The 17189-nt window shown below is 36.7% G+C and carries 10 protein-coding genes; 7 read left to right on the top strand and 3 right to left on the bottom strand.

The genetic code is table 11. The features are described 5' to 3' along the window. Positions 1–186 precede the first annotated feature (186 nt). Positions 187–1506, top strand: a complete 1320-nt coding sequence (locus tag CKF59_RS02210; protein WP_119534352.1) for a glycosyl hydrolase family 28 protein — start codon at positions 187–189, stop codon at positions 1504–1506. 157 nt (positions 1507–1663) lie between these two features. Here the strand turns inward: CKF59_RS02210 and purB are convergent, their stop codons facing one another. Beyond that, positions 1664–3133 (bottom strand): adenylosuccinate lyase, encoded by a 1470-nt coding sequence (purB, locus tag CKF59_RS02215; RefSeq protein WP_119534353.1) that lies wholly within the window; start codon positions 3131–3133, stop codon positions 1664–1666. Between the two features lie 66 nt (positions 3134–3199). Continuing rightward, positions 3200–4489, bottom strand: coding sequence for an adenylosuccinate synthase (locus CKF59_RS02220; protein ID WP_119534354.1), 1290 nt, complete (start codon positions 4487–4489; stop codon positions 3200–3202). A gap of 274 nt (positions 4490–4763) precedes the next feature. On the opposite strand from CKF59_RS02220, the gene CKF59_RS02225 reads away from it, so the two are divergent. The 6 genes from CKF59_RS02225 to CKF59_RS02250 all read left to right on the top strand — a co-directional run bounded on the left by CKF59_RS02225 (position 4764) and on the right by CKF59_RS02250 (position 16099). Next, complete coding sequence (locus tag CKF59_RS02225) at positions 4764–6365, top strand: multidrug effflux MFS transporter (RefSeq protein WP_119534355.1); 1602 nt, start codon at positions 4764–4766, stop codon at positions 6363–6365. 112 nt (positions 6366–6477) lie between these two features. Then, positions 6478–9675, top strand: coding sequence for an AAA family ATPase (locus CKF59_RS02230; protein WP_119534356.1), 3198 nt, complete (start codon positions 6478–6480; stop codon positions 9673–9675). A 22-nt stretch (positions 9676–9697) separates the two neighbouring features. Beyond that, the gene (locus tag CKF59_RS02235) at positions 9698–11983 is read left to right on the top strand and encodes an adenylyltransferase/cytidyltransferase family protein (protein WP_119534357.1); all 2286 of its coding nucleotides are present in this window, start codon (positions 9698–9700) and stop codon (positions 11981–11983) included. Between the two features lie 138 nt (positions 11984–12121). Beyond that, complete coding sequence (tyrA, locus tag CKF59_RS02240; RefSeq protein WP_119534358.1) at positions 12122–13105, top strand: bifunctional chorismate mutase/prephenate dehydrogenase; 984 nt, start codon at positions 12122–12124, stop codon at positions 13103–13105. 12 nt (positions 13106–13117) lie between these two features. Beyond that, entirely contained in the window at positions 13118–15103 is a 1986-nt protein-coding gene (locus tag CKF59_RS02245) for an ATP-binding cassette domain-containing protein (protein WP_119534359.1), read from the top strand. A gap of 9 nt (positions 15104–15112) precedes the next feature. Next, complete coding sequence (locus CKF59_RS02250) at positions 15113–16099, top strand: hypothetical protein (protein ID WP_119534360.1); 987 nt, start codon at positions 15113–15115, stop codon at positions 16097–16099. 61 nt (positions 16100–16160) lie between these two features. Here the strand turns inward: CKF59_RS02250 and CKF59_RS02255 are convergent, their stop codons facing one another. Further along, on the bottom strand, positions 16161–16805 hold the full coding sequence (locus CKF59_RS02255) for a TetR/AcrR family transcriptional regulator (RefSeq protein ID WP_119534361.1): 645 nt from the start codon (positions 16803–16805) through the stop codon (positions 16161–16163). Positions 16806–17189: the final 384 nt, after the last annotated feature.

The following is a 17189-nucleotide window of genomic DNA, read 5'->3' on the forward strand; positions in this document are numbered from 1 at the left end:
AAAGAAAAATTTAAATAAAAAAAATATTTAGCTTTCTTGCTTTAAAACTTTCTTGGAGTCTACTATAATAAAATTAGAACAGAGAAGAATTAGCGAAGAAAAAGCTAAGATTTATCCATACAACAGAAAAGTACTGCTAAAGTAAGATCGAGAAGATCTCATGAGAGTACGTGAATAATCCTATATATGAGTAAGATGATGCAAAGAACATTTTTAGGAATTCTAGGGATGGGGGTAACAACTCTAGCCTTAGCCGTTCCTCAATTACAACAAGAGCAAGTGCAAGAGTTGCTTTTAAAACCAAGAAATCCTTGTCAAAGCTTAACTGCAACTGCAGGTGATAGTACTAATGTGATTCAAAGTGCTTTAACAGCTTGTGCTGGTAAAGGTGCGGTAGTTTTAGAGACGGGAGCTTTTAAGGTACAAAATTTAACTCTCCCTGCAGAGACAGTGCTCTATATTAATCGTGGAGCTTCTCTTGAACGTTTAAATCCTCAAGTAAATGAAGTGCAACAAGCCTTAGCTACAAGAGCGAATCAAGGCTTTTTAGTCGTGACTGGGGACAAGGTAGCAATTGTTGGCGGAGGTAAGATCTCGGGTAATTTACAAGCACAAGTCAACTATACCTTTAGTGATAAAAAGCAAGCTGAAAAAGCCCAAAAAGCTCAAGAAAAAGCTCAAAAAGAACAAGAAAAAATTAGCAAAGATTTAATTAGCTCGCCACAAGTTTTAGAGTTACCAGCACTCATTAGAGCTGATAAAGTTAATAATCTTGTTATTGCGGGAATTAGCCTCGTAAATTACCTAGGTAATGCCCTATATGTGGCACAAGCGGACAATGTCCAAGTTTATCATGTAAAAGTTTATGAAAACCAAGCTTTTGCTAATGGCGTGGTGTTAGATGGGGTAAGTAATGCGGTATTACATACCAATTATCTCTTAACTACAGGGGCGCAGGTATTACTGAGTGCAAGTAAAGCTCAAGCAAGTCGTCTTTGCTTTGAAAGTAACTATTTATATTCTGGTTTTGGTTTTATGTTAGGCTTAAATCTCACGCATGGATTACAAGATTTAAGAGTAGATGGCTTAGTGGTAAACCAAGCGGAAAATGGTATAGCTTTGTTAACCAACAATAAGTTTGGGGGACAAGTAGCTCAGGTAGATTTAAAAAATATCTATGTGTACCAAGCAAATCAACCATTACAACTAGATTTAAATTATGATAATTATCATAATGTAGGAACTAAGATTCCACAAGTTAAGGCGGTAAAAATTACTAACTTCTATGCTTTAGGAGGGGGTAAGGTTGAGTTTGTAGGTAATAGTGCTAGCAACCCATTAAAAGTTGAGTTAGAAAATATTCGCATTGCTAAAGTAAACTCTTGGCGTACTCAAGATGCTCAATTAAATTACTTAGATAATTCTCGTGGTGAAGCGAGCTTAACTCAAGTGAAAAGAGTAATTGAAGAGCAATTAAAACAATTCCCTCGTTATTTAACGAATTAGAGTGTAAGAAAAAGCTCAAGGATTAAATTTTGAGCGTATTTAGTACGAGAAATTAGTCCTTAAAGTATTTACTCCTTGAAACTAAAAAAGTCCTCTGCATGTTGCCGAGGACTTTTTTAATATTTATATAAATGTAATTGAGTTAGCTTTTATCATGTTATACGCCAAACTCTTGTGACTGAGTTAAGATAAACTCTTGGTTACGCTCGAGCATAGGTTGAATTACCTCTTGGAGGTAAGCTTCAACTTGTTGGGGAGCAAAACCTATATAATTGCTTGGATTAAGTAAGTCTTTAATTTCATGAGCGTTAATTGGTAAACGACCATCAGCAAGAATCGCTTCAATGAGTTTATTCTCTTGCCCTTCTTGTTTTACTAGTCGTGCTTGTTCCATTGAAAGTTCACGAATAATTTCATGTACTTCTTGGCGATCCATGCCTTTTTTTACACTATCCATAATAATGTCTTCAGTAGCCATAAATGGAAGTTCACGCATTACATTACGCGTAATCATTTTTTCATAGACTACAATACCTTCAGCAATGTTTTGAAGTACTAGTAAAATAGCATCTATAGCTAAGAAAGCTTGAGGGTAAGAAAGACGTTTATTCGCTGAGTCATCTAAAGTACGTTCAAACCATTGAGTTGAGTGTACAAGATGCCCATTCATCTCTAAACTTAAGACAAATTTTGCTAAAGCCGAAATACGCTCACAACGCATAGGATTACGTTTGTAAGCCATAGCTGAAGAGCCGATTTGTTTTTTTGCAAAAGGTTCTTCGAGTTCTTTAAGGTGTTGTAAGAGGCGGAAGTCATTAGTAAATTTATGTGCCGAACTTGCAAGATTAGCTAGTGTTTGTAGTACGAGGCTATCTTGTTTACGGTCATAGGTTTGTCCCGAAACTTCTTGACGGTGTTTAAAGCCTGCACGTTCAGTTACCATTTTATCGAGAGCAACTACTTTTTGGAAATCATTACCAAAAAGCTCTTTAAACGAAGCTGCCGTTCCTGTAGTTCCCTTAACGCCACGGAACTCAAGAGTCTCTAAGCGATGTTCCACTTCCGCAAGGTCAAACATAAAAGATTTTAACCAAAGAGTAGCACGTTTACCTACAGTTGTTAATTGGGCTGCCTGGAAATGGGTATATCCTAAAGTTGGTAAATCTTTATATTGCTCGGCAAATTTTGCGAGAGTAGCAATAAAAGTAACAAGACGCTGTTTCACTAAGAGTAGACCTTCTTTAATTTGTATAAGGTCAGTATTATCTCCTACATAAGCCGAAGTTACGCCTAAGTGAATAATTTTACGAGCAAGAGGGGCTACATCGCCATAAGCATGAACATGTGCCATTACATCATGTTTGAGTTGTAGTTCATAAGCATGAGCGGCGGCAAAGTCAATATTATAAATATTGTCTTTTAATTGTTGGATTTGAGCATCGCTAATAAAATCTAAACCTAATTCTTGCTCAGACTCGGCAAGGATTACCCAAAGTTTACGCCAAGTTGAAAACTTAAAGTTTGGAGAAAAAATATGCTTCATTTGTTCACTAGCATAGCGTGAACAAAGCGGATAATCATAGAAATTATGCGGGCTTTGAGCATCAAAACTTGAATAGTTAGTCATAAATTACTTTGCTTATAAAAAATAGAAGTTTAAAGCCCTAAAACGCACAGTTTTAGGGCTTGAGGATTAGAATTTTGCGCGGTAAATATTTTGGGTTCTTTCTGGTCCTACAGAAATCATTGAAACATTAACGCCAAGCGTTTTTTCAACAAATTCAATATATTTACGACAGTTTAATGGAAGATCTTGATAATCTTTGATTTTACTAATATCTTCTGTCCACCCTGGTAATTCTTCATAGATTACTTCTACAGGTTTAGATTTACGTAAGTTACCTGGGTAAGTATGATATACATGCCCATCAATTTTATAACCTACGGCAACTTTAATTGTTTCTAAACCTGTAAGTACATCAATTTTCGTGAGGACGATATCAGTTAAGCCATCGATAAGAGCTGCATATTTACCCATTACAAGATCTAACCAGCCAGTACGACGTGGACGACCGGTCGTAGCTCCAAATTCTCCTCCAACTTGACGAATTTGTTCACCTAGTTCATTATCCAATTCAGTTGGGAATGGACCTTCACCGACACGGGTAGTGTAAGCTTTCATTACCCCGACAATACGGTTAAGTTTATTAGGGGCAATACCTGCACCTACACAAACGCCTCCTGCAGTTGGTGAAGATGAAGTAACATAAGGATAGGTTCCAAAGTCGATGTCAAGCATAATTGCTTGGGCTCCTTCAAAGAGAACCTTTTTCCCAGCAGCTACGGCATCATTAATTTCTGCAACGCCATCAATAATACGTGGAGTAATTTTTTGTGCTAACTCCATGTATTCATTGTAGATGCTTTCAAACTCAAAGCGTTCAGGCCAGCCATAACGCTCGAGCATATCATTTTTCTCTTTAATATTCCATGCTAGTTTATCGGCAAAACGCTCTGGATCAAGCAGATCCCCAATGCGAATACCGTTACGAGAAATCTTATCGTTATAACATGGTCCAATACCACGTTGAGTCGTTCCAATTTTATTTTTTCCTAAAGATTCTTCTTTAGCTTTATCCACGGCAATATGGTAAGGGAAAATAATATGGGCACGTTCATCTAAATATAAATTATCTAGACTTTTGCCACGTTTTTCTAAAGCGTCAATTTCTTGTAATAACACTTTTAAGTCAACTACAAGACCAGCACCAATAATACATTTACCTTTACTATTGATAATACCTGACGGTAGTAGGTGGAGGATGAATTTTTCATCACCAACGATTACGGTATGCCCAGCGTTGTTTCCGCCTTGGAAACGTACAATGTAATCAGCAGTTGGGGAAAGTACGTCAATAATTTTTCCCTTTCCTTCATCACCAAATTGAGTCCCTACTACAACGAAAGTATTTAAATTAGACACAGAAATGCTCCAATGGATTTATTGTATTTTTAGTTATATGCGTAAGGTGACTGATAAAAATTAAATTTTTATGTTCCTTAGTCTATGCACATCTACTCATTTTATTATAATTTAACTTTAGTTACAGAAATATTTTATCGCAAAAAATTTAAGTTATTGAATAAAAAGTTAAAAACTCAGAGGTGAGGAGAAAATTTTATTTTGAGCGAATAAAAACAGGGTAAAATAAATTAAAAATTAAGTAAGTAGTTGATAATGAGTTTAATGTAATTTTATGGAAGAATCGAAAGCTAAACCCCAAGCCTCTGCATCCCAACCTAAAGTAGAGGCAAGAGGAGAGAATACAACTAGTCCTCAAACCTACCAAGTAGAGAGTGAGCAAGATTATGCCCAGCATCACTTACTCCCTCCAGAGCATACGCAAGTTGATCCTGAACAAGTTCTCGCTCATGTTGAAGAAGTACAACATGCAGGGGTACATCCCGATTCTGCAACTGCTTTAACTTTATTAGGACAAGGCTTATATCAACGGGAAGGGGTCTTACCTAAACTCCCTGAAACCGAAAGCGAATCTCCTCTAACCTCGGATGCAAGTGCAACAGCAAGCCTTACCATTCCTCCTAAACTGAGCTTGAGTTTTAAAGCCCAAAAGATTGCTTATGTTCCTGTATGGATGCTGGGGATTTTGGGAATGTTCATGTGGTTTACTTCTTTATCCACGGATATGTACTTATCAGCATTCCCCCAAATGCAACATGAGTTTCAGGCAGATGTCGAATATACCCTGACCGCATTTTTAATAGGCTTTGCTTGTGGACAGTTGTTTTGGGGTCCGGTAGCTGATCGTTTAGGGCGTAAAATTCCTTTACTCATAGGCATGGCTCTCTACACCCTTGGTTCTTATGGCTGTGCAGCTTCGACAAGTCTGGAACAGATGATTGTTTGGCGTTTAGTTCAAGCCTTAGGAGCTTGCACTGGACCTATGCTGGCACGGGCAATTGTGCGGGATGTATACAATAAAACTGATGCCGCTAAGGTAATGTCTTTGCTTATTTTTCTCATGGCCGCTGCTCCGCTGTTAGGACCGCTAATTGGAGCTTGGGTATTAAAATTTTATTCTTGGCAAGCAATTTTCTATATTCAAACTGGATTTAGTTTGTTTATTACATTTTGCGTGTTAATTATTCCTGAAACCCGTCCGGTGGAGTATATTGCCAATGCAAGATTTAAACTAGTCCTCAAAAACTATTGGCGTCTGATTACAGACTGGAACTTTATGCGTTATTGCCTAAGTATTTTCTTTTACTATATTGGCATCTATGCTTTTGTTACCGGATCTTCTTGGTTATACATTAGTTATTATCAACTAGCAAGTGAAGACTACGGCTTAATTTTTGCCTTAAATAATGTAGGGGTGATTGTCTTTTCTTTACTTAATCGTCGCTTTGTAGCCAAATATCAGGTTAACCATATTCTTACCATGGCGACAATTGTCGTATTAATTTCAAGTACTTGGTTTATGTTTAATGCGGGAACAGGATTTTTAGGCATTTGGGGCGTAATCATACCTTGTATGCTCTTTTTTGCCATGAATGGTTTAATTCCTGCTACCGGAACAGCTTTAGCTTTAGATCAAGTTCCACAAATTGCCGGTTCGGCAGCAGCCTTATTGGGCTTTTTACAATATAGTTCGGGGATAGTTACCTCTTATCTTTATGCCCAAGTAGCTCCTGGAGGTTCGGGTGGACCTGGAGTTATGGCAAGCTTTATGCTGGTAGGAGCTATTTTTAGTTTCTTGTGTGCTACAAGTTTTAGTCAAGTAGGTCGAGTTCTAAGAGTAACACGAATCTCTTATGCTCGTAAGCATCGTAAGTAATTAATAAAACCACTTAAAACCTCGGTTTAGGTGGTTTTTTTAATTTAATTTAGAGAAAAATTCCTTTATAATACAAAGAAACAAGTGTTTACTTAAGAGGAAGAAACTGCTTATGGATCAAATTTATCATACTCTCGCTCAGGAGGGTAAACCCGGAAGTCAAGCTTTATATCTTGAAGCTCGTTGTGCTTATTTACAAGCTCAGCTTGAGCCAAGTTATTTTAATGCTTTATTGATGATCCTGGATTTAAGTGGTCCTTATGTAAGCCAAGAGTTAACTTCCTCAGTAAACTTGCAACCTGGACAAAATGATCAGGATACTTTATTTGCTACGTTTCTTTTTAGTTTGCTCAAGTATGAACACTTAAAAAGTAACACTTCTTTAAAACTGTCGTTTTTAGAGCAAGTAACCCAGTTATGGCAAAAATATTATCAGCAAGGGCAATTAGTTGGAGTCTATTTACAAGGACTAGCTTCTTTATATCCTGAAGGCTTACCTTTTTCACGAAGCTTGACTCAAGAAGTGAGCTTTGCGCAAACCCCAAGTGTAGACTATTTAAGAGCTAATAGTGCGACTGTCCAAGAACTAGCTTTTGATTTTGTGACCTTGCGAGTTTTAGTTGCAAACTATATTAGTGCGGGATTGCAAGCTATAAAAACTAGTGACTATGCTCAAGGAGTTAGAGACTTTTTTACTTATCCTCTAGCAGATAATTTGCTTGAACGTCAATTACAAGGGCAACCTTTAGTACTAAATCTTGCTTATGCTCTGGTGACCCAAATTTGTCAGCGTCTGCTTGTTTATTATCCACAAAAGCTTGTAGAAGACAGGGTAGAGGCGGAATTTTTACTTAGTCAAACAAGCCTATGGGGAATCTACCAAGATCAAGAGGGAGAACAACTTTTTGCTTTAGCAACCGAGAGATTACAACCTGCTCTTAATCAATGTTTTCCTCTGAGTGAACAAGATACTTTTGTGAGCTTTTATTTTAAGAATCTTCGCCTCCATTTAGCCTTGGGGCAACAACAAGCTCAATCTTCTTTAGCTCTATGGGGACAACTCGAGAGATGGCAGGCTTTCTTGGCTCAGCAAGAGTTCTTTTGTCAAACTCTTCAGTCGAGTGAGCGTTTAGAACTAGTGGCAGTAAAACATGCTCTACCTGAGTTTGTCTCAGCAAAAACTAAAAGATTAAAGTTTTTTGTTTATCAGCAAGAGCAACAATTAATTAGTCTCTCTCAGCCTTATGCTCAGGAAACGCAAATTTTGCAGTATTTTATTGCCAAGTATAAAACTGAACCGCAAGAGTTTGAAAGCAAGGATTTACTGCATGCCCTTGTATCTCCAAATAAAAATTTAACTCAAGTAAAAGAGCAAGTCTTAGTAGCTTTAGCGAGATTTCTTAACGCTTATGAGCAAAGAGCAAGTCAAATTAATAATCAAGACTTAAGTAGTATTGTTGCCGTAGAGCAAGGTCTAAGTGTGCTGATTGGAGGACCTGGTACGGGAAAAACTACCACTGCTTATCGCATGCTCTTTTTTAGTTTAGGTTTAGAAATTCTAAAGCGAGCTTCACTAAATTTAGATTTACTTAAAGTATATTTACTTGCTCCTACCGGAAAAGCAGCTACCCATTTAGGTAATTCGATTAAAAATCGTAAATTTAAATTAAGCGGACAAACTTTAGCTCAAGATTGGGAATTATACTTAGCTGGTAAACTCGAACATGCGACATTACAGCAAGAGTTTGATTTACTTTTTAAGACTTTGAGTCAAGAATTGCCAGCTTTTAGTCTAGGGCAATGGCAACAGTGGTTTGCCATTATCGTTACTTCCTTAAAACTAGCCCAAGAACAAACCTTACATAGTGCCTTAGGGATTACTCCGCTTAAGGTTGAAGGACAATATGGAGAGACTAAGCTCGAAGCTGATATAGTGATTTGCGATGAAGTAGGCATGATTAATTTGCAAAACTTTTCAGTATTCCTTGCTTCTTTAGCTTTAAGAACCAAACTGATTTTACTTGGAGATAAAAACCAGTTACCGGCAATTGGGGAGGGAGAGATTTTAGCGAGTCTTTCTTATCAGTTAGAAAAGTTTCAACAAACTCAGCCTGTAACCTCTCCTCAAGGTTTACGTTGCTATACCTCGCAAGTTAAGGGAGAGAGAGCTTTTGCTTCTATCTATGGTCAAGCTCTTCCTCAGTTTGTCTATGCAAAAGCAACCTTTACAGATTTAGTCCATGAGTTAACCCAATCATATCGTTATGATCCTACAAGCTTAATTGCTAGTTATGCCGAGTACATAAATCAAGGAGGAACTCAAGCTCAAGCTTTAACTCATGTGGAGTTTTTAACTCAAGAATTAGTAGCTCAAAAGCAGGGGGTAAGTCTTGTAGCTTACGAAGAAGTCTTTCTTGCTTGGCTCAAGGATTTAACCTCTTGGGGGAAAAAGCAAGTTTTAGTTAAAGGAAAAGCAAATCTAAACTTTTATTCCCAACTGGTAAAACAACCTCAAATCTACTCCCGAGCTCTTAGCAATAACTTTAAAAAGCGTTTAGAACAAACTCTCGAGCTCGAGGATTTAAAGCAACTCAAATTAACGCCACAACTCCTAAGTCCTAAATTGAGAGAAAAATTACAAATTTTTCAACAGACGCCATATGAGGTGGCTACAGTTTATGAGTTCTTTGTGTTACATTTACTGTTAAGTAAAGCTTATCAAGTATTTGCTCCATTAGAGCAATTGCAACAAGCTTATGCTCAACAAGCAAGTGATACAATTCTAGAACAGGCTTTTGCCCTGATTAAAGAAAATCGTTTTTTATCACCATTACGTGAAGGAATTTTAGGGGTAGATAACCTCAATGAATTAATGCGCGAGCAGTATTTTATGGCAGATAGCTTTTATCCGCTCGTAGTTACTGCGAACCAAAAAGAATATCAAATCGCCAACGGGGATTTAGGTTTAGTGGTAAAAACTGCAAGTGGAGAGTATAGAGTGTACTTTCCTCAACGAGAAGCTTCAGGAGACTATAAACAAGTTCCTTTATCTTTTATTAAGCAGTATGAGTATGCTTTCTTTACCACTATTCACAAAGCCCAAGGGGATGAGTTTACTCATACCTATGTGGTATTGCCTTTAGATTTAAATGACTTTGCTCTCTCCAAAAGTATGTTATATACCGCAATTACGAGAGCTAAGACTAATTTACGAATTTTTGCTCCAAGTGCCTATTACTTGGCAAATGATTTTAAGCAAAATCAAAGAGTAAGTTCTTTACTCTACTCTTGGGATCAATATTTAATTTAAGCAGAGATGAGCTACGGTAATTATGTCGAGATCTAAATTTAAGAAAACCAATCCAGTCTATGCGGAGGCAATAACTCTCGAAGAGCTTGAAGAACTCAAGCTTGCTTTTGAAGAGTCTGCTGATGCTGCTTATGAGCAGGTACATGAACACCGTCGTTCTTACGAACCTTTAGATATTGAAAATCAGGTTTTTATTAGTAAAATGCTCGCTCCTAAACGCAAGCATCAATTTAATAAAGCAAAAGAAGACTTAAAAATCGGGGTGATTTTTGGTAAATTCTATCCTCTGCACCAAGGACATCTCTATATGATTGACCGTGCAAGGATTGAATGTGATTACTTGTATATTTTTGTCTGCTCAGATGAAAAGCGTGACGAAAAGTTATTTTGGGACTCTTCGATTCCTGTGCAACCGACTCGAGAAGTAAGGACTTCTTGGGTGCAAAGAGCAACCGCAGATTATGATAATGTGGAAGTCTATAATTTGCGTGAAGATAATATTCCTTCTTATCCTAATGGTTGGTTTGAATGGGCACGAGTAGTACAGTTTCATTTAGAGCAACTAGAATTTAAGCCACAATATGTTTATACCTCTGAGCCTCAAGATGCCAAAAACTATAAGTATTATCTTGATTTAGAAGCCGTATTAGTTGATCCCGCTCGAGATTATGTACCTATTTCGGGAACAGAATGTCGTCGCCATATTTTTACCAATTTTGCTTATTTACCTGATGTGGTAAAAGCAGATGTGGTCTTAAATATTAATCTCGATCTTGATGATCTCTTGAGCTTTTATGGGATAGATAAAACTAAACGTTCTCCCGAACTCGAACGTATCGGGATGCGTTTACGCCATATGTGTCGTAACTATGGATTTAATTTTTGTACCCCGATTTTAGATAATTTTAGTGCGGGAGCTGAGCAAAATATCCAGTTTTCTTTTGCTAATAATAGTCCGGTAACTCTTACGTGGGGTAATCCAGGTTCATTACCAGGAACCAAACAAGGGCAAGTAGTCCACGAATTAATTAAAAATTCTGAGTATGAGTTTGATCAACAAACTTCAGAGCAAGAAAAAGCTCAAAGCTTATTACAAACTATTGCCAATGAAAATCCAGAATTTGCCTCAAATATCGAGATTAATCAAGATATCTTTGCGTGGTTTAATCATACCATTGGCTTAGATGAGCGTTTACTTACGGCGAATGCTTTTAATCACTACACAGTAAGAATTTTTAGTTTACAAGATCGGAGTATTTATCAGGCCGTAGATGCAGCAACTCGAGAAAAGAATTATCTCTATGCCCAAGAGCATGATTTACCCTTTGATCAAGAATTAGGGGTATATTTTCCTAAAGTAACCAGTTGGAGTTTAATTCGTAAATTAGTACAAGCCCAAAATAATGAGTTTTATGTTGCTTGTGCTTTACATAATAAATTCCGTTATGTTGAGCATCTTGCTCCGCTTTATTTAGGAGTGACTAATTATGCTGCTCTGTGGCATCAAGAACTCAATTACTTACCTACAGGCTTAAACTTTAAGTTATCTCCAGGGATTAGTTACAAAGTTGGGGTGGCTAAGCTTGATGATTTAGAGTTTGCAGTAGTTACTGTAGTGAGAACTCTAATTTCGCGTTTACAAGAAAGCTTACCGCATCCTTATGATCCAATGATTCTTACTCGTCCTTCAGAACAAAGAATGCGTCGACTTTATTATTGCATTAAGAAATTAGAAAAGCTCACAGCTGCTAATGACGCAAGGAAGTTACAAGAGCTTGAAACTCTAGCCGAACAAACTGAAGCTACAGCTCAGGCTGCCACTAAATCGATAAAAGGGCAAGACTTAACTGCAGCGACAACTGAGCAAGAGCAAACTCAGGCTGAACAAGCAGCTAAAGCAGATGCTGAAGAACAAGAACGTTTTGCTAAGTATGCTAATATCAGTGGGAAGTATAAATATGAGCGTCAAGTTCAAGCTCAGATTGATGATTTAGAAAGAGAAATCCAAGAATATATTCAAGAGCGTGAGCTTACGGGGATTCATTTTTTATATCATCGTCAAAATCCTACAGATGCGGTTGCTGAAAAAACTTATATTTTTAATCGCAATCAAGAAGATGATGTAATTCGTTCAAATCAGGCGATTAGATATCTCACCGAGACTTATATTAACTGGGTAGACTTATATAGTTTTAAACTCCCAGGCTTTGGTTATATTACCCCACAAGCAGAAACTATTCCTACGTTAGCTCAAAGAGTGGGACACAAGCCTCGTGAGCCACGTTTAGCCGATAAGTGGTTAAAATAAACAAATGAGCAAAAGTAGGCTAATTTAACAAAATAAATCTTTTTTAATCTAGGAGCTTTGGTAGATTCCAAGAGCTCCTTTTTTTATTTTCGAGAATTATTTTGATAAAATAGAAGCAAAAACTTAGAGAAACTACCGATGTTAGATTTATTAAACGAAGAAGAACAAGCCCAATACGAGTTTATTCAAAGTCGTATTGAACGCATGAAAGAAGAACGCCAATCGCTAATAGAACAAGCTCAATTACGTAAACTAAGTGAGTTTACTGCTCTCAAAGACAAGATCGTGTGTATTATTGGGGGGAAAGGGGGCTTAGGTTCGATTTTCTATCAAATTTTTGCTGGTACTAATAGTACTAAATTTACTTTTGTTCTTGATCTAGATAATCAAGAACAAGCTCCGGAATTATTACCTTATGCAGATTTGGTAATCTTTTCAGTACCTATTCATCAAACTCCCGAATTAATTAAACACTATAGTCAATGGCTCAAACCTCAAGCGGGAATTTGTGATTTAACTTCCATTAAAACTCCGGCATTAGAAGCTATGCTCGAAGCCCATACTGGACCTGTACTAGGGATGCACCCTATGTTTGGTATTGCTACTCCAAGTCTAGAAAATCAATTAATTATTACTTGTCCAGGTCGTGAGCAAGACTACTTTACACCTTACCTTGAATTATTTAAGATTTTAGGTGCTCGTATTGTCGAGACCCAAGCTCAAAAGCATGATAAGATTATGACCCATATGCAGGCAGTACGTCACTTTAATACTTATTTACAAGGGGCGTTTACGGCAAGTGAAGGCTATAGTCTTGAAGATTTACATAAATTATCTTCGCCAATTTATGGTTTGGAGTTAATTATGATCGGTCGTTTATTTGCACAAAATCCTGAACTTTATGCTGACATTATCTATGATAATCCAATGAGCGAGCCAGCACTACAAAGGTATTTGGCAAAAATTGATCAAGCAGTGGCTAATTTAAAACAAGGAAATAAGCAAGCTTTTCTTAGCGACTTTGAGCAAACTGCAGCTTATTTTGGAGATTATGCTCAAGATTATTTAACTAAGTCAGCTCTCATTCTCGAGCAAGCGATTAAATTAAAAGAAATCGAATAAGAAGTAACGATTATGATTACGGCAACAAATATGAATATTTGGGTGGGAAAGCGTGAACTTTTACACTCATTAAACTTTACGGTCAATCCTGGAAATAGGGTTGCTCTCTGTGGTGCTAATGGCACAGGGAAAACCACCTTAATGAATACGTTTAAGCTTAGCCCTCAAGACCGTAAACTCCAGTTTGCAGAGAGCTTACAAATAGCTCCAGTCCGCATTGCTTGGGTAGAGCAAGAAGTTCCTAATACCAGTCAAGCTGCCTTGGATTATGTAATTCATGGAGATTTTGCTTATGCCCATTGGCAACAAGAGCTAGCTCAAGCGATGCAAGAGAATAATCATGAACTCATTGCCTTAGCTAATGCTAAACTCGATGAACTTGATGCTTGGACGATTAAAACTCGAGCAGCCATTATTTTAGATGGGTTAGGTTTTACTCAAGAGCAACAAGTAACTCCGGTAAATCAATTATCGGGAGGTTGGAGGATTCGTCTCAATCTTGCTCGAGCCTTATTAATTAATAGTGATTTATTACTTCTCGATGAGCCTACAAACCACTTAGATATAGATGCGGTTTACTGGCTCGAAGATTATCTACGAAAACGTTATCAAGGGACAATTGTTTTTATTTCTCACGATCAAGAGTTTATGGATAATCTAGCCGATCACGTTCTTTATATTGAAAATGAAACTATTAGTAGTTACACAGGTAACTACTCTGATTTTGTCCGTCAAAGAGCCCAAAATCGTGAGATTCAGCAAAAGCAATATGAGAATCAACAAAAGCACATTAAAAAAGTGCAAGGGTTTATTGAACGTTTTCGTTATAAGGCACGTAAAGCGAGTCAAGCACAATCAAGAATTAAGTATCTACAAAAACTCGAACTTATCGATCCTGTTGTTACTAAAAATCCATTTGATTTTCAGTTTTTAGAAAGTAAACGTCTTCCTGCAGTAATAGCAACCATGCGTAAAGCTAATCTTGGTTATATTTCAGGGAATCCGGTCTTAAAAGAGGTTAATTTTAGTTTAATGCCTGGAATGCGTTTAGGACTTTTAGGGCTAAATGGAGCTGGAAAATCTACGTTAATTAAGGCTTTTGCTGGTGAATTGTCTGCTTTAGATGGAATAGGAACAATTGAAATTAACCCTTTAGTGCAAATGGGGTATTTTAATCAGTATGTGGTCGATCGCCTCGACTTAAATGCGTCGCCAATTGAGTTATTAACGAGATTAGATCCGCAAATTCTTCCTGAAACCGCTCGTACTTTCTTAGGAGGCTTTAATTTTAGTGGCGATAAGGTTTTTGAGAAAATAGAAAACTTTTCCGGAGGCGAAAAGTCACGTTTGGCTTTAGCTTTAATTGTTTACCAAAGACCAAATCTCTTACTGCTCGATGAGCCGACAAACCATTTAGATTTAGAAATGCGTCAAGCTTTAGCTACAGCATTACAAGAGTTTACCGGTTCTTTAATTGTGGTGTCTCATGATCGTTTTTTACTTTCAGCGGTAGTAGAAGACTTTTATTTAGTGCATGATGGTAAGGTTGAAGAGTTTGCGGGAGATTTAAACGATTATTATAAATGGGTACTCAATGATAAAGCCCAAAAAGAAAAGCAACGTTTAGAATTACAAGCAGCAACGACAAAACCGCAAGCAAAACCGCTTGGAGATAGGACTCAAGCAAATCTTTCCCCTCTCGAGAGAGTTTTAGCCGATACTCGTCTAGCTCGAGAATTAAAACGCTTAACTTTAAGTAAAACTCAAGAACAAAATCGACTCTTACAACAAACTGAGCAACTTAAACAACGTTTGCAAGTAATTGAACAAGAGTTTCTTGATCCGCAAGTAATGGCAGATAGTAACAAGATCGCAAGTTTAGCGCAAGAAAATAATAATTTAAAAAGCCAAATTCTTGAACTCGAAGATGCTTGGATGGAGCTAGAAATGGAAATAGAAGAGATTACCAATGAGTTTGTTGCTAAACATGCTCAATAAGGAGAGGTTATGAAAGGAAAGCTCATGTGCTTAGTTTGGGGGCTAGGGATGGTTAGTCTCAGCTCAGCTCAAATTAATATCCAAAGTTACACGCAAAATCCAATTTTACGTCAAGTAGGAAGTGCTTTTTTACAAAGTTCAAGCTATCAACAAGCCATGGCTGGGGATAAAACTCAATATCTTCGACGTAATTTTGATTTAACCAAGGCGGTAGTCGATTTTTATGTGCAAGATCCTAGCTTAAAAGGGAGTTTTCCTGAAAGTCCGTTTATGGATAATTTGTATAATTATGGTTTTTACTTTATGCAAAGTCGTTTTCGTGACGATAGTGTTGAGAAAAATCTTCAAGAAAATGTCCCTATGGCTCTTGAAGCAGTACAATTTATTATTTATCTGAGCTATATTAATCGAGAGAATGCTCTTGCTAGTAAACTTGATCCTCAAGTGATTATTAAACGGGCTTATCAAAACTATAAAAATTTTAACTTGCCAACTTTTATGGCACAGTATATAAATTTTTGTGCCACTCCAAATTCTCGAGTTGATCTTGCACGCTTAGCTCCAGTATATCAACAGCGTAAAGGACAAGCTTTAACCTCGGAACAGTTACAAATTTTAACTAAGTATGCGACGAACCTCAATGTGTTTATGCAAACTACGTGTGAGCAGTTTTTGCAATTAGCGACTGTATATACTACTCCAGGATCTCGAGAGTTTGATCAAGCTTTACAAGCTTTTGTTTATACCGATAAAAGTTTAATTACTGAAGTTAAGGATTATCAGTACTTAATGTACGGGCGTCCGGATATGCTCTACAAAGGTGTAGATTTTAATAATGCTCAGGCTCAAAACTTTAAACAAGCTTTTTTAAGTGAACATCCTAATGGGCAAGGCTTATTAACTACTTATGAGCAAAGTTACATTAATTTTATCAAGAATTTAGCTCATAATGATTTAGCTCAGTTAGCCTTTAAGGCACAAATTGGGAAAAAATAACCCATAAGTAAAGAACTCTAGAAAAATTCTAGAGTTCTTCGCTTATGGTAAGAATGATGAATTAAGCTTGAGGGCAAATTTGCTCAGCTTTAAATCTTTCTCTTGTCGCCTCTACTGATTCTCCGGTAAGAGCTAACCAAGCAGCTTCGAAGTTAACCTTGGCATATTCATCAATAAGATCACGATCGTCAACGTTATGGATAATGCAATAATGAATCACATTATTCCCCATATTGGTGAAGATATTGATTGCTAGATCAAGAGGCACGTCTTTTAAAGGTCCTGTTGTACGTAAGAGATCAATAAAAGAAATTAATTGACTAAATAAATCGTGAATTGACTGAATGTATTCAAGAGGAATTTGTTTAGATAAGAGAAAACGACTAACTAAGATACTACGCTCAGGATAATTAAGCCCATAATCAATATAATTATGAAAATTCGTTTTGAAAGTTTCAATTATACAAGTCTCTTCACTAATCTCATCAGAAAGTTGAAGTTTTTCGTAGAGATCATTTTTTAAAAATAAGAAAACTTTTTCTAAAAGGTCTTGTTTATTTTTAAAATAGGTAAAAATAGTTCCTTCAGAAACTTTAGCTTCACGAGCAATTTTGCTGGTTGGAGCATTAAATCCCTCGTTATAGAATAAGTGAATGGCAGAAAGAATTATTGATTTTCTCTTTTCTGCACATAAAGGTCTAGCCATATTTAATCCTATGCAAAATAGATGTAAATAAGTGCAGAAAATCTCACTTCTTAATTTAAGCCCAAATCGGCATTAATGGCTGCTATTAATGCGCTTATCTCCTAGGAGATAAGCGAACTTGCTTTAAGAGCAATGCATTAATGTCCTTTAATACGGTATACGGTATACGGCTTAAATTACACCTATGTTGTTAAGTTGTAGTGAAAAAAATAAAGTTATAAATAACTGTAATCTTTATTGAGTAAATACTCAGTTATTTGTTTCTATTATAAAGTAAATTAATAGTTTATGCATTAAATTTTTCTTTAATGCAAATGTATTTTCGTCTAAGTCTTTGTTTTTTAGTTTATATATAATTAAGTGTCTACTTACTAATAATTTTAG

Source organism: Psittacicella gerlachiana, assembly GCF_003585965.1.
In the GTDB taxonomy this organism is placed as follows: Bacteria; Pseudomonadota; Gammaproteobacteria; order Enterobacterales; family Psittacicellaceae; genus Psittacicella; species Psittacicella gerlachiana.